15 protein-coding genes are annotated in these 13764 nt (G+C 72.4%); 9 read left to right on the top strand and 6 right to left on the bottom strand.

Annotated elements, in window-relative coordinates; all coding sequences use genetic code 11:
- The first annotated feature begins 7 nt into the window (after positions 1–7).
- The 5 genes from STRNI_RS17980 (at position 8) to STRNI_RS17960 (ending at position 4675) form a co-directional block, all read left to right on the top strand.
- Positions 8–691 (top strand): DUF3159 domain-containing protein, encoded by a 684-nt coding sequence (locus STRNI_RS17980; protein WP_277411586.1) that lies wholly within the window; start codon positions 8–10, stop codon positions 689–691.
- Positions 688–1887 carry a cytochrome P450 gene (locus tag STRNI_RS17975; RefSeq protein ID WP_277411585.1) on the top strand — a complete coding sequence of 400 codons (1200 nt, stop codon included), beginning with the start codon at positions 688–690 and terminating at the stop codon, positions 1885–1887. Before STRNI_RS17980 ends, STRNI_RS17975 begins: the two co-directional genes overlap by 4 nt.
- Before the next feature lie 52 nt (positions 1888–1939).
- Positions 1940–2134, top strand: a complete 195-nt coding sequence (locus STRNI_RS17970) for a ferredoxin (protein ID WP_018089753.1) — start codon at positions 1940–1942, stop codon at positions 2132–2134.
- Between the two features lie 8 nt (positions 2135–2142).
- A complete protein-coding gene (locus STRNI_RS17965) occupies positions 2143–3324 on the top strand; it encodes an NAD(P)/FAD-dependent oxidoreductase (protein ID WP_277413272.1) in 1182 nt (393 codons plus the stop codon).
- Between the two features lie 247 nt (positions 3325–3571).
- Positions 3572–4675 carry an aminopeptidase P family protein gene (locus STRNI_RS17960; RefSeq protein WP_277413271.1) on the top strand — a complete coding sequence of 368 codons (1104 nt, stop codon included), beginning with the start codon at positions 3572–3574 and terminating at the stop codon, positions 4673–4675.
- A gap of 156 nt (positions 4676–4831) precedes the next feature.
- On the opposite strand, the gene STRNI_RS17955 is transcribed toward STRNI_RS17960, so the two are convergent.
- A complete protein-coding gene (locus tag STRNI_RS17955) occupies positions 4832–5845 on the bottom strand; it encodes a zinc-binding dehydrogenase (protein WP_277411584.1) in 1014 nt (337 codons plus the stop codon).
- A gap of 350 nt (positions 5846–6195) precedes the next feature.
- On the opposite strand from STRNI_RS17955, the gene STRNI_RS17950 reads away from it, so the two are divergent.
- Complete coding sequence (locus STRNI_RS17950; protein ID WP_159489129.1) at positions 6196–6840, top strand: pentapeptide repeat-containing protein; 645 nt, start codon at positions 6196–6198, stop codon at positions 6838–6840.
- Between the two features lie 104 nt (positions 6841–6944).
- On the opposite strand, the gene STRNI_RS17945 is transcribed toward STRNI_RS17950, so the two are convergent.
- The 3 genes from STRNI_RS17945 to map form a co-directional block, all read right to left on the bottom strand.
- Positions 6945–7442 (bottom strand): hypothetical protein, encoded by a 498-nt coding sequence (locus STRNI_RS17945; protein WP_018089748.1) that lies wholly within the window; start codon positions 7440–7442, stop codon positions 6945–6947.
- Positions 7443–7527: 85 nt separating this feature from the next.
- A complete protein-coding gene (locus tag STRNI_RS17940) occupies positions 7528–8187 on the bottom strand; it encodes a response regulator (RefSeq protein WP_093645069.1) in 660 nt (219 codons plus the stop codon).
- A 150-nt stretch (positions 8188–8337) separates the two neighbouring features.
- On the bottom strand, positions 8338–9105 hold the full coding sequence (gene map, locus STRNI_RS17935; protein WP_274737566.1) for a type I methionyl aminopeptidase: 768 nt from the start codon (positions 9103–9105) through the stop codon (positions 8338–8340).
- 99 nt (positions 9106–9204) lie between these two features.
- Here map and STRNI_RS17930 point away from each other — a divergent pair, with 99 nt between their 5' ends.
- Positions 9205–9474: a helix-turn-helix domain-containing protein gene (locus STRNI_RS17930; protein ID WP_274737567.1), complete on the top strand. Its 270-nt coding sequence runs from the start codon at positions 9205–9207 to the stop codon at positions 9472–9474.
- A gap of 218 nt (positions 9475–9692) precedes the next feature.
- On the opposite strand, the gene STRNI_RS17925 is transcribed toward STRNI_RS17930, so the two are convergent.
- Complete coding sequence (locus STRNI_RS17925; protein ID WP_018089744.1) at positions 9693–10268, bottom strand: TerD family protein; 576 nt, start codon at positions 10266–10268, stop codon at positions 9693–9695.
- 202 nt (positions 10269–10470) lie between these two features.
- On the opposite strand from STRNI_RS17925, the gene arfB reads away from it, so the two are divergent.
- The gene (arfB, locus tag STRNI_RS17920) at positions 10471–10899 is read left to right on the top strand and encodes an alternative ribosome rescue aminoacyl-tRNA hydrolase ArfB (RefSeq protein WP_018089743.1); all 429 of its coding nucleotides are present in this window, start codon (positions 10471–10473) and stop codon (positions 10897–10899) included.
- 60 nt (positions 10900–10959) lie between these two features.
- Here arfB and STRNI_RS17915 read toward each other — a convergent pair whose 3' ends face one another.
- Positions 10960–11574 carry a flavin reductase family protein gene (locus STRNI_RS17915; protein ID WP_229838630.1) on the bottom strand — a complete coding sequence of 205 codons (615 nt, stop codon included), beginning with the start codon at positions 11572–11574 and terminating at the stop codon, positions 10960–10962.
- 312 nt (positions 11575–11886) lie between these two features.
- On the opposite strand from STRNI_RS17915, the gene cdgB reads away from it, so the two are divergent.
- Positions 11887–13563, top strand: a complete 1677-nt coding sequence (cdgB, locus tag STRNI_RS17910; RefSeq protein ID WP_018089741.1) for a diguanylate cyclase CdgB — start codon at positions 11887–11889, stop codon at positions 13561–13563.
- The last annotated feature ends 201 nt before the right edge of the window (positions 13564–13764 follow it).

Here is a 13764-nt window from a genome sequence, read left to right as displayed (position 1 = left end):
AGACCCCGTGGACCCTGCCGCACACCATGGAGCCGGCGGTGCGGACGCCGTCCGTACCGCCGTCCGGAACCGGTTGCGCAGCACCGTGATCGACGTGACGCCCGTCTTCGGATTCACCGTGACCTTCGCCCTCACCCACCGGCTCGGCGTCGCGCTGACGCTCGCCCTCACCGCCGGCGCCGGGGTCTTCCTGTACCGGCTGGTGCGCAAGGAGCCCGCGCGGCAGGCGCTCGGCGTGCTCGCCCTGGTCTGCGTCCAGGGCGTGTTGGCCGGGCGCACCGGGGAGGCCACCAACTTCTTCCTTCCGCACCTCGTGGTGCACGGAGTGATGGCCGTGGTGACGCCCGTGCTGCTGGTACTCGGCCGGCCGCCGCTGGGCGTGATGGTGGGGCTGGTCACGGGGGAACGGACCAGGTGGCGCCGCTGCACGGTGCGCCGCCGGGCCTTCGTCAAAGGCAGCCTGGTCCTCTACACCGGCAACCTCGCGATGCTGTCGGTCCAACTCCCGTTGTTCCTGACCGGCCAGGCCGTCGCCCTCGGCTCGGTCGATGTCTTCGGGCCTGTCGTCTTCGCGCTCGGCGCCCTCCTGGGGTGGCGCGTCTACCGGCGTTCCGTCGGTACGCACCGCTGCGAGGCCCCTGTTGGCACGAGCGCTGACCTGTCACACCCCTTGGAAAGGACTGTTCGATGACCGGTACACAGCCCACCACCAGGTCCCAGCCCATGGGACGGACCTGCCCCTTCAGCCCGCCGGAGGGATACCGGACGCTGCGGGAGGAGGCCCCGATCGCCCCGGTGACCTTCCCGGACGGGGCGAAGGGCTGGGTGGTCTCCCGGTACGCGGACGTGCGGGCGGTGCTCGCCGACCCGCGGTTCGGCGCCAACCGCCGGCGGGTCCGGCCCGGTGACCCCACGCCGGCCGACGCACCGCTGCCGCCGCCCCCGCCGGGCATGTTCATCATGATGGACGGGCCGGAGCACACCCGGTTCCGGCGGCTGCTCACCGGCCAGTTCACGGTGCGCCGGATGCAGAAGCTGGCTCCGGCGGTGGAGAAGATCGTCGCCGAGCAGCTGGACGCGATGGCCGCGGCACAGGGGCCGGTCGACCTCCTCCAGGCCTTCGCCCTGCCCATTCCCTCGCTGGTGATCTGTGAGCTGCTGGGGGTGCCGTACGCGGACCGGGAGGAATTCCAGGAGAACTCCTCCATGCAGCTCCGGCTCGATGCGAGCCACGAGCAAGTCCAGCAGGCCCACATGGCGATGAACCAGTACATCCACCAACTGGCCGTCGCCAAGCGCGCCCACCCCACCGACGACATCCTCAGCGGTCTGGTGCAGTCCGAACGGCTCACCGACGAAGAGCTGGCCGGTGTCGGCTCGTTGCTGCTGCTCGCCGGGCACGAGACCACCGCGAACATGATCGCGCTCGGGACCATGTGCCTGCTGGGCAACCCCGAGCAGCTGGCGGCACTGCGCGCCGACCCCGCCCTCATGGACAGCGCCGTCGAGGAGCTGCTGCGGTACCTGACGATCATTCAGTACGGGCTGCGCCGAGTGGCGTTGGAGGACGTGGAGATGGACGGCCACCGCATCGAGGCCGGCTCCACGGTGCTCGCCTCCCTGGCCTCGGGGAACCGGGACGCGACGCAGTTCTCCGGCGACCCCGACGTGCTGGACGTACGCCGTCCCTCCAGCCCGCACCTCGCGTTCGGGCACGGCGTCCACCAGTGCATCGGGCAGCAGCTGGCCCGGGTGGAGATGAAGGCCGCCCTGTCCGCCCTGCTCGACCGGTTCCCCTCCCTGCGGCTGGCGGTACCGGCGGACCAGGTGCCGATGCGCGACGACATGCTCATCTACGGCGTCCACGAGCTGCCCGTGACCTGGTAGCCGGCCCGGCTGCCGGACGTCACCGAAGATCACAGGAGAAGGGGAACCCCCAATGAAGATCGTCATTGACGAGGACAAGTGCTGCGGCGCCGGGCAGTGCGTGCTGTCCGCCGCCGAGGTGTTCGACCAGCGCGACGAGGACGGCATCGTCGTGCTGCTCGACGCCGTCCCGCCGGAGGAACAGCGCGCCCCGGTCGAGGAAGCCGCCGCCCGCTGCCCCGCGCTGGCCATCGAGGTGCTGCCGTAGTGCCTGCCATGGACCGGATCGTCCTGGTGGGCGCGTCGGCCGCGGGGCTCACCGCGGCCGACGCCCTCCGGCGCGAGGGCTTCACCGGAACGCTGACCCTGGTCGGCGACGAACTGTGGGCCCCCTACGACCGTCCGCCGCTGTCCAAACAGGTGCTGGCCGGCAGCTGGGAACCGGAACGGACCGTGCTGCGCCAGGAGGCGGACCTCCAGCGCCTCAAGCTGGACCTCCGGCTGGGCTGCCGGGCGACCGGGCTGGACCCGGCGGCGCGCACCGTCACCCTGGCCGACGGGGACCGGCTGCGCTACGACGGGCTGCTGCTCGCCACCGGGCTGCGGCCCCGCCGGCTGCCCTTCGGCCATGACCTGGCCGGTGTGCATGTGCTGCGCACGCTCGACGACGCCCTGACGCTGCGGGCGCAGTTGGGGGCCGGGCCCCGGGTCGTGGTGATCGGCGCCGGTTTCCTCGGCAGCGAGATCGCCGCCACCGCACGGGGCCTCGGCCTGGACGTCTCGCTCGTCGACACCGAGCCCACCCCGCTGGCCCGGCAGGTCGGCACCTTCGTGGGCGGGCTGGTGGCGGACCTGCACCGGGACCACGGGGTCCGGCTCCACCTGGGGCGCGGCGTCACCGAGGTGACCGGCGCGCGCGGCCGGGTCACCGCCGTACTGCTCGACGACGGCACCCGGCTGCCCGCCGACGTGGTCGTGGTCGCGATCGGCTCGGTGCCGGCCGTCGACTGGCTGGCCGGCTCCGGCCTCCCCCTGGGGGACGGGGTGCGCTGCGACAGCCACTGCCGGGCGGCGCCCGGGGTGTACGCGGCGGGAGACGTGGCCAACTGGCCGGACCCGGCCACCGGCGGCCGCGTCCGTCTCGAACAGCGCATGAACGCCACCGAGCAGGCCCGCGCCGCCGTCAGGAACCTCCTCGCCGGCCCCGGGGACGCCGTGCCCTACACGCCGGTCCCGTTCGGCTGGACGGATCAGTACGACGCAAAGATCCAGTTCCATGGCAGCTGCCCCGCCGACGCCGAGGTGGAATGCGTCGACGGCGATCCAGGGGCACGCAGCTTTGTCGCGCTCTACCGCCTCCACGGCCGTGTGGTGGGCGCGCTCGGCTGGAACCGCGTCCGCGCCCTGCGCGAGTACCGCGGCCACATCGGCACGGCCGGCCCGGTGAAGGCCGGTTAGTACGTCGGTGCGGCGTGGCGCGATACGGGCGCGGGGGCCGAGCTCAGGGGGAGCCGGTTCGCCCGCGGGGACGCGCGGGCGAACCGGAGGAGCGGCCCGGCGGGAAGAACGGGAGGCGTGACGGGAGGCGTGAACTGGAGGAGTGGACGGGAGGCGTGAACTGGAGGAGTGAAGAGGCCCGTCGGGGTGGGAATTCGGCGGGCCGGTGGGGCCGGACCGGCGTAAGTTCACCGCCATGGTGACTTCGATGACGCAGGTGGACTACGAGCGGCGGATGGCGCGGGCCGGCCGGGCCGCCGCCGATGCCGGACTGGCCGGGCTGATCGTGACGCCGGGGCCGGATCTGACGTGGCTGTGCGGCTACCGGCCGACCGCGGTCACCGAGCGGCTGACCGCCCTGGTGATCGAGCCGGGGCGCCGCTCGCGGCTGCTGGTGCCCGTACTGGAGTACCCGGACGCGGAGTACTCCCCGGGGGCCTGGGCGATGGAGGTGTCGGGGTGGACCGACGGTTCGGACCCGTATGCCGAGGTCGCCAAGTGGATGGACCCGCAGGGGCGTTACGGGATGTCCGACTCGACCTGGGCGATGCATCTGCTGGGGCTCCAGCGGTCGGTGCCGGGGAGCGGATACGCCGCGCTGACCGAGGTGCTGCCGATGCTGCGCGCCGTCAAGGACGCCCATGAGGTGGAGCAGCTGGCCGCGGCCGGGGCCGCCGCCGACGCGACGTACGAGGACATCCTGACCGTCCGCTTCGGCGGGCGGCGGGAGTCCGACGTGGCGGCCGATCTGGTACGGCTGCTGACCGAGCACGGGCACAGCCAGGTGGACTTCACGATCGTGGGGTCGGGCCCCAACGGCGCCAACCCGCACCACGAGGCCGGGGAGCGGGTCATCGAGGACGGGGACATGGTCGTCCTCGACTTCGGCGGCCTCAAGAACGGCTACGGGTCGGACACGACGAGGACCGTGCACGTCGGGGATCCGGGCGCCGAGGAGCGCAAGGTGCACGACATCGTGCGGGAGGCGCAGCAGGCGGCGTTCGAGGCGGTGCGGCCGGGCATCGCGTGCCAGGACGTCGACCGGGTGGCCAGGAAGGTGATCAAGGCCGCGGGGTACGGCGAGTACTTCATCCACCGGACCGGGCACGGCATCGGGGTGACCACCCATGAGCCGCCGTATCTGGTCGAGGGCGAGCATCTGCCGCTGGTGTCCGGGATGTGCTTCTCGATCGAGCCGGGGATCTATCTGCCGGGCCGGTTCGGGGTGCGGATCGAGGACATCGTGACCTGCACGGAGTCCGGCGGCCGTCGGCTGAACCAGACGGCGCGGGAGATGGCGGTGGTGCGGTAGGGGGCGGTGCTGTGGGGGTGGGGGTGGTGCCGTAGGGGCGGGGCGGGCTGCCTGGGCCCCGCCCGCCCCGCCCGGCCCGCCCCGCCTCGCCCCGTACGGCGTCCAACCCCGCCCCGAACGGCGTCCAACCCCACCCCACCCCCGAGGAGTTACGCCCTACGGCACCAGCACGACCTTGCCCATCGTGGCGCGGGACTCCAGTGCCCGGTGGGCGGCCGTGGCCTCGGCCAGGGGGAAGCGCTGGACCGCCGGTACCAGCCGGCCCGCCGCGGCCTCCGCCAGGGCCGCGGTCTCCAGGGTGCGGAGCGGGTTGTCGCCGCCGGCCCTGGCCAGCATCGGCGGGCCGAGGACCTGCTCCGACGTGATCCCGCGCGCCGTCAGCTCGCCCTCCGCGAACTCCAGCGGACCGCCGGTGAGGAGGCCTCCGGCGGACCAGCCGAAGACCAGATGACGGCCGCCTTTGGCGAGCAGATCCACGGCCGCGCGTCCGGGGGCACCGCCGACCGAGTCGAAGACGAGGGTGGCGCCGGGCGCGCCCAGGCCGTCGAGGAAGGCCCGGACCAGGGACGGCCAGCCGTCGCGGGTGTAGTCGACGGCGAGGTCGGCGCCCAGTTCACGGACGCGTGCCACCTTGGCGGCGCCGCCGGCCAGGCCGATGACCGTGGCGCCGGTGTTCTTGGCGTGTTGGACGAGCAGGGAGCCGATGCCGCCGGCGGCCGCGGGGACGAGCACGACGTCGTCGGCGGTGAGACCGGCGAAGAGCAGGATGCCCATGGTGGTGCGACCGGTGCCGATCATGGCCACGGCCTGGCCCGCGTCCAGGTTCTCGGGGATCACGTGCAGCCGGTCGGCGGCGGTGACGGCGAGTTCGGCGTAGCCGCCGGGGACCATGCCGAGGTGGGCGACGACGCGCCGGCCGAGCCAGTCGGGGTCGGTGCCCTCGCCGAGCGCCTCGACCGTGCCGGCGACTTCCCGTCCGGGCACGGTCGGCAGCTCGGGGAGCGGCGCAGGCCCGCCCGTTCTGCCCTCGCGCAGGGCGGTGTCCAGGAGGTGGACGCCGGCCGCCGCCACCGCGATACGGACCTCTCCGGGGCCCGGGCGCGGGTCCTCGACCGTCTCGTGGCGGAGGTTCTCCGCGGGGCCGAAGGTGTGCAGCCGTATCGCGTGCATGGCGGTGTCTCCTTGGGGAGTGGGGTCTCGGTGGATGGGCAACCGGGTGCCACTCTGTTACCTCAAGTTTGGTTGAGGTCAAGGCCGTTCGTGCGGCGCGGCGCCTCGGTGGCCTCCTGTGGCGGAAGCGGGCACGTGCCCGGCCGGGACCGGCGCGGGGCGTGCCGCGAGCGGGTACGTGCCCGGCCGCGGACCGGCGCGCCGCGTGCTGCCCAACGACCGGAATCCTGGTGTTTCCACAGGTCAGCGCCCATTGTCAGTGGTGTGGTTCACGATGGGGTGTGCAGGCGCGGTGGGGCACGGACGGCTCGGAAGGCGGTGATCGCGTGGCAGGGCGCGGCAAGGAGACGGTGCGGGCGGTGCGGCGGCCGGAGGTGCGTCTTCCGGAGCTGACGGCGTACGACGGCGGTGAGCTGGAGGTCGAAGGGGACTACGACGGGCTGGAGTTCGCGGACGCCGACTGGGCCGGGCAGTCGGCGCGCGGGGCGCGCTTCATGGACTGCGCGGTGCGGCGGTGCGCGCTGAACGAGACCGTGCTCGGCCGGGCGCGGTTCATCGACAGCGTGCTGAGCGGTGTCCGCGGGGTCGGCACGGACCTGTCCCAGGCGTCACTGCGCGATGTGGAGGTGTCGGACGCCCGGCTCGGCGGGACGCAGTTGCACGGGGCGGTGCTGGAGCGGGTCGTGGTGCGCGGCGGGAAGATCGACTTCCCGAATCTGCGGCAGGCGAAGCTGCGGGACGTGGCCTTCGAGGGGTGTGTGCTGGTCGAGGCGGACTTCGCGGGGGCGCAGCTGGAGCGGGTGACATTCGACGACTGCACCCTGACGCGGGTGGATTTCTCCGAGGCCCGGATGAAGGACGTCGATCTGCGGGGCGCGGCCGCGCTGGACATCGCCCGGGGGATCGACCGGCTGTCGGGCGCGGTGATCAGCTCTGCCCAACTCCTGGACCTGGCCCCGGCGTTCGCGGCACAGATTGGAGTACGGGTGGAGTGAGGGGGCGGCCGGGCGGCGAGTCCGGGTGGGGGTGGGCCTGGGCGCCGGGGTGCGGCGTGGAGGCGGGGCGGCGTACGGCTGGGGCTGGGCGGTCTGCCCAGCGGTCAGACGCGGGGGAAGCGGGCCTGGAGGTCCCAGATGGCGGGGTTGTCGCCGAGGCCGTCGTGCATATCCGTGAGGTCGGCGATCAGGTCGTGCAGAAAGTCGCGGGCCTCGCGGCGCAGCGCGGAGTGGTTGAAGGTGAGCGGGGCCTCGTCGGCCGGCATCCAGTCGGCGTCGACGTCCACCCACCCGAAGCGGCGCTCGAAGAAGATCCGGTCGGCGGATTCGGTGAAGTCCAGCTCGGCGTGGACCGGACGGGCGGAGCGGTTGCCCCGGGGGTCGGTGTCGAGCTGCTCGACGATGTCGCACAGCGCCCAGGCGAAGTCGAGGACCGGCACCCAGCCCCAGGCCGTGGACAGCTCGCGGTCCGTCTTCGTGTCGGCGAGATAGACATCGCCACAGAAGAGGTCATGGCGCAGCATGCGCACGTCCGCGGTCCGGTAGTCCGTCTGGGGCGGATCCGGGAAACGGCGGGAGAGGGAGTAGCCGACGTCGATCACACCTAGATGGTGTCACGCGGTACGAAGCCGCCATCTGGCGCCTCCGGTGCGTCCGGTGCCTCCGGTGCCGTCCAGTGCCGTCCGGTCAGGGCACCAGGCGCTGCTCCCTGGCGACGGAGACCGCGGCGGTCCGTGAGTTCACACCGAGCTTGTCGTAGAGCACGCCCAGCTGCGTTTTGACCGTGGCCTCGCTGGTGGCGAGCGCACGGGCGATCTCGCGGATGCTCAGCCCGCGGGCGAGCCGGCGGAGGATGTCGAGCTCCCGGTCGGTGAGGGTGGGGCGCGGGCTGCGCATCTGGGCCAGGACGCGATGGGCGACCGGCGCGGCCGGTGTGCTGCGGCCCTCGGCCGCGGCCCGGATCGCGGCGAACAGCTCCTCGGGCCGCTCGGCCTTGAGCAGATGCCCCGCGGCGCCGGCGTCGAGGGCACGGGCGATATCGGCGTCGGTGTCGTAGGTGGTCAGCACGAGGACATGGGGGGAGCCGGGGTCATCGGGGCGGGCGATGCGCCGGGTGGCCTCGACACCGTCGATACCGGAGCCGAGCTGGAGATCCATCAGGACGACATCGGGCCGGAGTGCGGCGGCCAGGGCCACGGCCTCCTCACCGCTCGCGGCCTCGCCGATGACCTCGATGCCGGGGGCGCTGCTGAGCAGGGCGAGCAGCCCCGCGCGTACGACGGCATGGTCGTCGCAGAGCAGCACGCCTACGGGAGTGTGCGCGGATTCGGCGGCGTATCGGCTCATGGGCTGCGCTCCAGGAGGACGGCGGCCGACGGGACGGTGCCTCTAGCCGGCGCCGCTTCCATCGTGCCCTCACCGCGCCGTTCGCGCAGACCGACGCCCCCGCAGCTCCCGACGCCGCCCGCCGCCCGCCGCCCGCCGCCCGCCAAGGCACTACGCCCTGGTCAGCACCCGCGGTCCCTCATTCGTCACCGCCACTGTGTGCTCGAAGTGGGCGGCGCGGGAGGTGTCCGTGGTGCGCAGGGTCCAGCCGTCGCCGGCCGCGTAGTAGTCGTCCTTGCCGCCGGCCAGGAACATCGGCTCGATGGCGAGGACCAGACCGTGGCGGAGGATCATGCCGCGGCGCGGGCGGCCCTCGTTGGGGACCGACGGGTCCTCGTGCATCTGCCGGCCGATGCCGTGTCCGCCGAAGTCCTCGGGGATGCCGTAGCCGGCGGCGCGCCCGATGCTGCCGATCGCATGGGCGATATCGCCGATCCGGGCGCCGACCACGGCCGCCGCGATGCCCGCCTCCAGCGCCCGCCGGGTCGTGTCCATGAGCCGCTGGTCCTCGGGGCGGGCGGCGCCGACCGTGAAGCTGAGGGCCGCGTCGCCGGCCCAGCCGTCCACCAGGGCGCCGCAGTCGACGCTCACCAGGTCGCCGTCGCGCAGCCGGGTCCCGTCCGGGATGCCGTGCACGATCGCGTCATTGACGGAGACACAGAGGACGGCGGGGAACGGGGTGGGGGCGAAGGACGGGCGGTAGCCGAGGAACGGTGAGTCGGCACCGGCCTCGCGCAGAACCGTACGGGCGGCCTCGTCCAGGTCCCGCAGCCGCACACCCGGGGCGGCCGCCGCCCGCGCCGCCTCCAGCGCGTCGGCGACGACCCGGCCGGACACCCGCATCGCGTCCAGTGCCGCATCCGTCTTGAGCTCCACCATGTTCCCGACCTCCTGCTCACAGCCGCCCGCGCCGCGCCCCGGCGACGGCAGGCGGTATTTGTTTACCGGTATTTGTTTACCGGTATTAGTATCACGAGCATGGTGCGAACCCCCCTGACCCCTCGGGAACGTGAACGCGGTGAGCGACTCGGCGCGCTGCTGCGGACGGCGCGCGGCGAGCGGAGCATGGTCGAGGTCGCGGCGACGGCAGGGCTGTCCGCCGAGACGCTGCGGAAGATCGAGACCGGCCGGGCGCCGACGCCGGCGTTCTTCACGATCGCCGCGCTGGCCGGGGCGCTCGGGCTGTCGCTGGACGAGGTGGCGGTACTGGCCACGCCACCCGAAGCGCCCGCGGACGCGGCCGCCTGAAGGAGGCCGTCTGAACGAGGCCGTCTGAACGAGGCCGCCCGAACGAGGCGGCGTGGCGCCCACCGACTGCCGGGCGGCTACCGCAGTGTGGGCGAAGAACGCCCCCGCACACGCGCACTGAGGCCCCCACAAACCAAGGCCCCGAACGCGCCGAGGGCCGGCCCCCCATGGGGAACCGGCCCTCCGTTGCGCTGGCTGCGCCAGGATGCAGATCTGGCTCAGACGTTGACGCCGAAGTCCTGCGCGATGCCGACGAGGCCCGACGCGTAACCCTGGCCGACCGCGCGGAACTTCCACTCCGCGCCGTTGCGGTACAGCTCACCGAAGACCATGGCGGTCTCGGTGGCGGCGTCCTCGCTGAGGTCGTAGCGGGCGATCTCGGTGCCGCCGGCCTGGTTGATGATGCGGATGAAGGCGTTCCGCACCTGGCCGAAGTTCTGGCTGCGGTTCTCGGCGTCGTAGATCGAGACCGGGAAGACGATCTTGTCGATGTCGGCGGGCAGCGCCGCGAGGTTGACGTTGATCTGCTCGTCGTCGCCCTCGCCCTGGCCGGTGACGTTGTCACCGGTGTGCACGATCGACTGGTCCGGCGTCGCCTTGTTGTTGAAGAAGACGAAGTGCTGGTCGGAGAAGACCTTGCCGCTCGGGTTGACCGCGATCGCGCTCGCGTCGAGGTCGAAGTCCGTGCCGGTGGTCGTGCGGACGTCCCAGCCGAGGCCGACCGTGACGGCGGTCAGGCCCGGTGCCTCCTTGGTGAGGGAGACGTTGCCGCCCTTGGACAGGCTTACAGCCATGGGATGTCCCTTTCCTTGTCGACTCGTCGAAGCGTCGGGCTCCGCACTGCGCACGAAGCTACCGTTACCCACCACAACGCCATGAGGGGACCTTCAGGTTCCTGCAGTCTTTACTCTCTTTGCCGAATTCTGATGTGAACGCTCGGCGAGGACCCCGAAAAGCGGGTGACGGGGCCGCGCGCGGCGCGGGATCATAGGACCCATGTCCGGGCCTTATGTCATCCGCGGTTCGGTCGTCCTTCCAGAGGCCGAGCTCGTCTGGCGTTTCTCGCGTTCCTCAGGTCCGGGCGGCCAACACGTCAATACCAGCGACAGCCAGGTCGAGCTGCGCTTCGACCTCGACAAGACGCAGGCGCTGCCGCCGGTGTGGAAGGAGCGCGCCCTGGAGCGGCTGGCGGGCCGGCTGGTCGACGGCGTGCTGTCCGTACGGGCCTCCGAGCACCGCTCGCAGTGGCGCAACCGCGAGACCGCCGCCGTCCGGCTGGCCGCGCTGCTCGCCGAGGCCACCGCCCCGCCGCCCAAGCCGCGCCGTAAGTCACGGATCCCACGGGGCATCAACGAGCGGCGGCTGCGCGAGAAGAAGCAGCGTGGCGAGACCAAGCGCGGCCGCTCGGGCCGCGACTGGGGCTGACCGCCCCCGCCCCCGGCCTCACCCCGGACGCCCCCAGCCTCACCCCGAACAGCCCCGGCCTCACCCCAACTGGTGGTACTTCCCCCGGAAGTACGTCAGCGGCCCGTCGTCCTCGTTCGGGATCGTCGTGGCCAGGACGCGTGCGATGACCAGCGTGTGATCGCCGGCCACGACCCGCTGCTCGGTACGGCACTCCAGGGTCGCCAGCGCGCCCCCGATGAGGGGAGCACCCGACGCTTCGCCCCGTACGAACGGAATGTCCTCGAAGAGCAGCCGGTCGCTGATGCGGCCCTTCATGGCGAATCGTCCGGCGATCTGCCGTTGGTGTCCCGACAGCACCGACACGGCCCAGTCGGGCTGCAGCTCCAGCAGGTCGTCCATCCGTGAGTCGTTGCGAACGCTCACCATCACCAGCGGCGGGTCGAGCGACACCGACAGGAATGCCGTGGCGGTCATCCCGACGTCCTCGCCGTGCGGCCCGCCGTCCGGGTCGTGGGCGGTGATCAGCACCACGCCGGCGGCCAGGCGGGACAGGGCGGCACGGAACTCGTCGTCACTCACCCCAACAGCATGCGGGATCGGCGCGTCACCCGGCACGGAAGCGAGGGCGACGGCGGGTACGGGGTGGGCGACGGGCCCGGAGGCCGCCGTATCGGCGGGAGTCTTCGTGAACACGCCATAAACGCTAACTTCGGCCGACCGTGATGCGCATCGGGCCCCGGGACCACTCGCGTCCTAGGTCTGACGGCGGAGGACCGAAAGGCTCGGAATTTGCGTTCAGTAAGTGTAGAAAGAGTGAAGGCGCGCTCCCGTGGCGGTTTTATGGAAGATCGCCAACCGTCCTTCATTGTTTGTGACTTGAGTCACAGCAGGCGCTAATTGTTGACCCTGTGTACCGAGTGAACAGCTCACTGTGATTCAGTGAGCGTGGAATCGGACGACAAGAAATCGTGGAGTTTGCTGTCGAGGTCTCAGGGAGAGCGAGCGATGGAGACCGAGTCGGAGCCATACGTCCGTCTTGCGACCCTGCGGCAGCTGCACCAAGTGGTCGCCGAGCTGAATACCGCACGTAGCCTTGCGGACACCTTGCAGACAGTCGCCGACGGCGTGATCACCGGGCTCGGCTACGAGCTGGCCGCGGTCAATCTCGTCCGTCCCGACGGCGATCTCGTCGTCGCCGCGGTCGCCGGCAGTGCGGGCGCCGAGGCGCTCATGGCCGGACGCGTCGGCTCCCGCGCCTCCTGGGAGCGCCGGCTGTCCATGGGCGAGCGCTGGGGCGACCTGTGCTTCATCTCGCACACCGAGGGCTGGGTGCTCGATGACGACGACGTACCCCAGTGGCACACGGCCGGACCCGCGCCCCGGTTCCCCGACGAGTGGCACCCCATGGACCGCCTCTTCGCGCCCATGTACACCGCGGCGAACGGCGGCGGCGAGCTGCTCGGGGTGATCTCCGTCGACCGGCCGCGCAACGGCCGGCGGCCCGGGCCCTGGGGCCAGGAAGCCCTGCAGATGTACGCCTTCCAGTCCGCCATCGCGATCAGCAACGCCCGGCTGCGGGCCAACATGCAGCGCGCACTGGTCCGGCTGGAGCGCGAGCAGCAGGCGCTGCGCGCCAGCGAGGAGAGCTTCCGGCAGGCGTTCGAGTATGCGCCGAGCGGGATGGCCGTGGCCGAAATGGGCGGTGACCAGCATGGACGGCTGCTCCGCACCAACGACGCGCTGTGCCGGCTGCTGGGCCGCCCGGCTTCCGGGATGCGCCGCTACTCCTTCTCCGACCTCGTCCACCCCGAGGACATCGGCACCCTGCTGCGCACCTCCGCCGAGGGCGGCCGCGCCGAGCTGCGGCTGGCCCGCCGGGACGGCACCTACGTGTGGGTCTCGCTGCGCAACTCCGTCGTCGCCGACACCACCGACGGTCCCCGCTTCCTGCTCACCCATGTCGAGGACATCGAGGAGCGCAAGCGGCACGAGCTGCAGCTCGCCCACCGCGCCAGCCACGATTCGCTGACCGGGCTGCCCAACAGCGCCGAGCTGCGGGCCCGGCTCGGCGCCCGGCTGTGCTCCCGCCCGCCCGGCTCGATGGCGGACGCCTACGCCTCCTCGGGCACCCTCAGCGTCGATCCCCGCGATCCGCACGGCTTCCGGCCGGACGCGAAGGAGCCCTTCGACGGGCTCGACGGCTTCGAGGGCGGGCCCCCGCCCCCGTTCGACCACCATGTCCATCTCGTCGCTCCCGCGGACGGGCCGGCCGACGACGGCTCCAAGGGGCTCGCGGTGCTCTTCTGCGACCTCGACGGCTTCAAGTCGATCAACGACCGCTTCGGGCACAACACCGGTGATGCGGTGCTGATAGAGGTCGCCCGCCGGCTGACCAGCGGGGTCCGGGACGGCGATACGGTCGCCCGGCTCGGCGGCGATGAGTTCGTGGTGCTCGCCGACGGACTCGGCACCGCCGACGCCCAGGACCTGGCGGTCCGGCTGCGGAACGCGATCATCCCGCCGATCCGGGTGGAGGGCCGCGCGGTCCGGGTGGGCGCCAGCTTCGGCATCGGCTGGGCGAGCTGCGGGATGTCGGCCGAGGAAGTGCTGGAGTCGGCCGACCAGCGGATGTACGTCGAGAAGCGCTCCCGCTCGAAGGCGAACCGGCGGGCGGCGGGCTGAGCGGCCGGTGCCCTGCTGCGACGGCCGGTGCTCCGCTGCGACGGCCTGTGCCCCGCCGCGACGGCCTGTGCCCCGCCGCGACGGCCGCTGCCCCGCCGCGGCGGGCGGGCCGGTGCCGCGACGGCCGGGTGGGCGCGATGCCGCGTATCTCACACCGGCCCCGCTCCGGCCCCCACACCAGCAGTTCACCGATCCGTAGCG

It is taken from the genome of Streptomyces nigrescens (genome assembly GCF_027626975.1).
Taxonomy (GTDB): domain Bacteria; phylum Actinomycetota; class Actinomycetes; order Streptomycetales; family Streptomycetaceae; genus Streptomyces; species Streptomyces nigrescens.
The sequence above is the reverse complement of the archived record's forward strand: the minus strand, read 5'-3'. Positions and strand labels throughout refer to the sequence as shown.

Bases quoted from the DNA above. Each gene is read 5' to 3' on its own strand.
- cdgB (WP_018089741.1), top strand. From the start codon at position 11,887: ATGGAGACCGAGTCGGAGCCATACGTCCGTCTTGCGACCCTGCGGCAG.
- STRNI_RS17925 (WP_018089744.1), bottom strand. From the start codon at position 10,268: ATGGCTGTAAGCCTGTCCAAGGGCGGCAACGTCTCCCTCACCAAGGAG.
- STRNI_RS17960 (WP_277413271.1), top strand. From the start codon at position 3,572: ATGACGCAGGTGGACTACGAGCGGCGGATGGCGCGGGCCGGCCGGGCC.
- STRNI_RS17955 (WP_277411584.1), bottom strand. From the start codon at position 5,845: ATGCACGCGATACGGCTGCACACCTTCGGCCCCGCGGAGAACCTCCGC.
- STRNI_RS17975 (WP_277411585.1), top strand. From the start codon at position 688: ATGACCGGTACACAGCCCACCACCAGGTCCCAGCCCATGGGACGGACC.
- map (WP_274737566.1), bottom strand. From the start codon at position 9,105: ATGGTGGAGCTCAAGACGGATGCGGCACTGGACGCGATGCGGGTGTCC.
- arfB (WP_018089743.1), top strand. From the start codon at position 10,471: ATGTCCGGGCCTTATGTCATCCGCGGTTCGGTCGTCCTTCCAGAGGCC.
- STRNI_RS17940 (WP_093645069.1), bottom strand. From the start codon at position 8,187: ATGAGCCGATACGCCGCCGAATCCGCGCACACTCCCGTAGGCGTGCTG.
- STRNI_RS17930 (WP_274737567.1), top strand. From the start codon at position 9,205: ATGGTGCGAACCCCCCTGACCCCTCGGGAACGTGAACGCGGTGAGCGA.
- STRNI_RS17970 (WP_018089753.1), top strand. From the start codon at position 1,940: ATGAAGATCGTCATTGACGAGGACAAGTGCTGCGGCGCCGGGCAGTGC.
- STRNI_RS17965 (WP_277413272.1), top strand. From the start codon at position 2,143: ATGGACCGGATCGTCCTGGTGGGCGCGTCGGCCGCGGGGCTCACCGCG.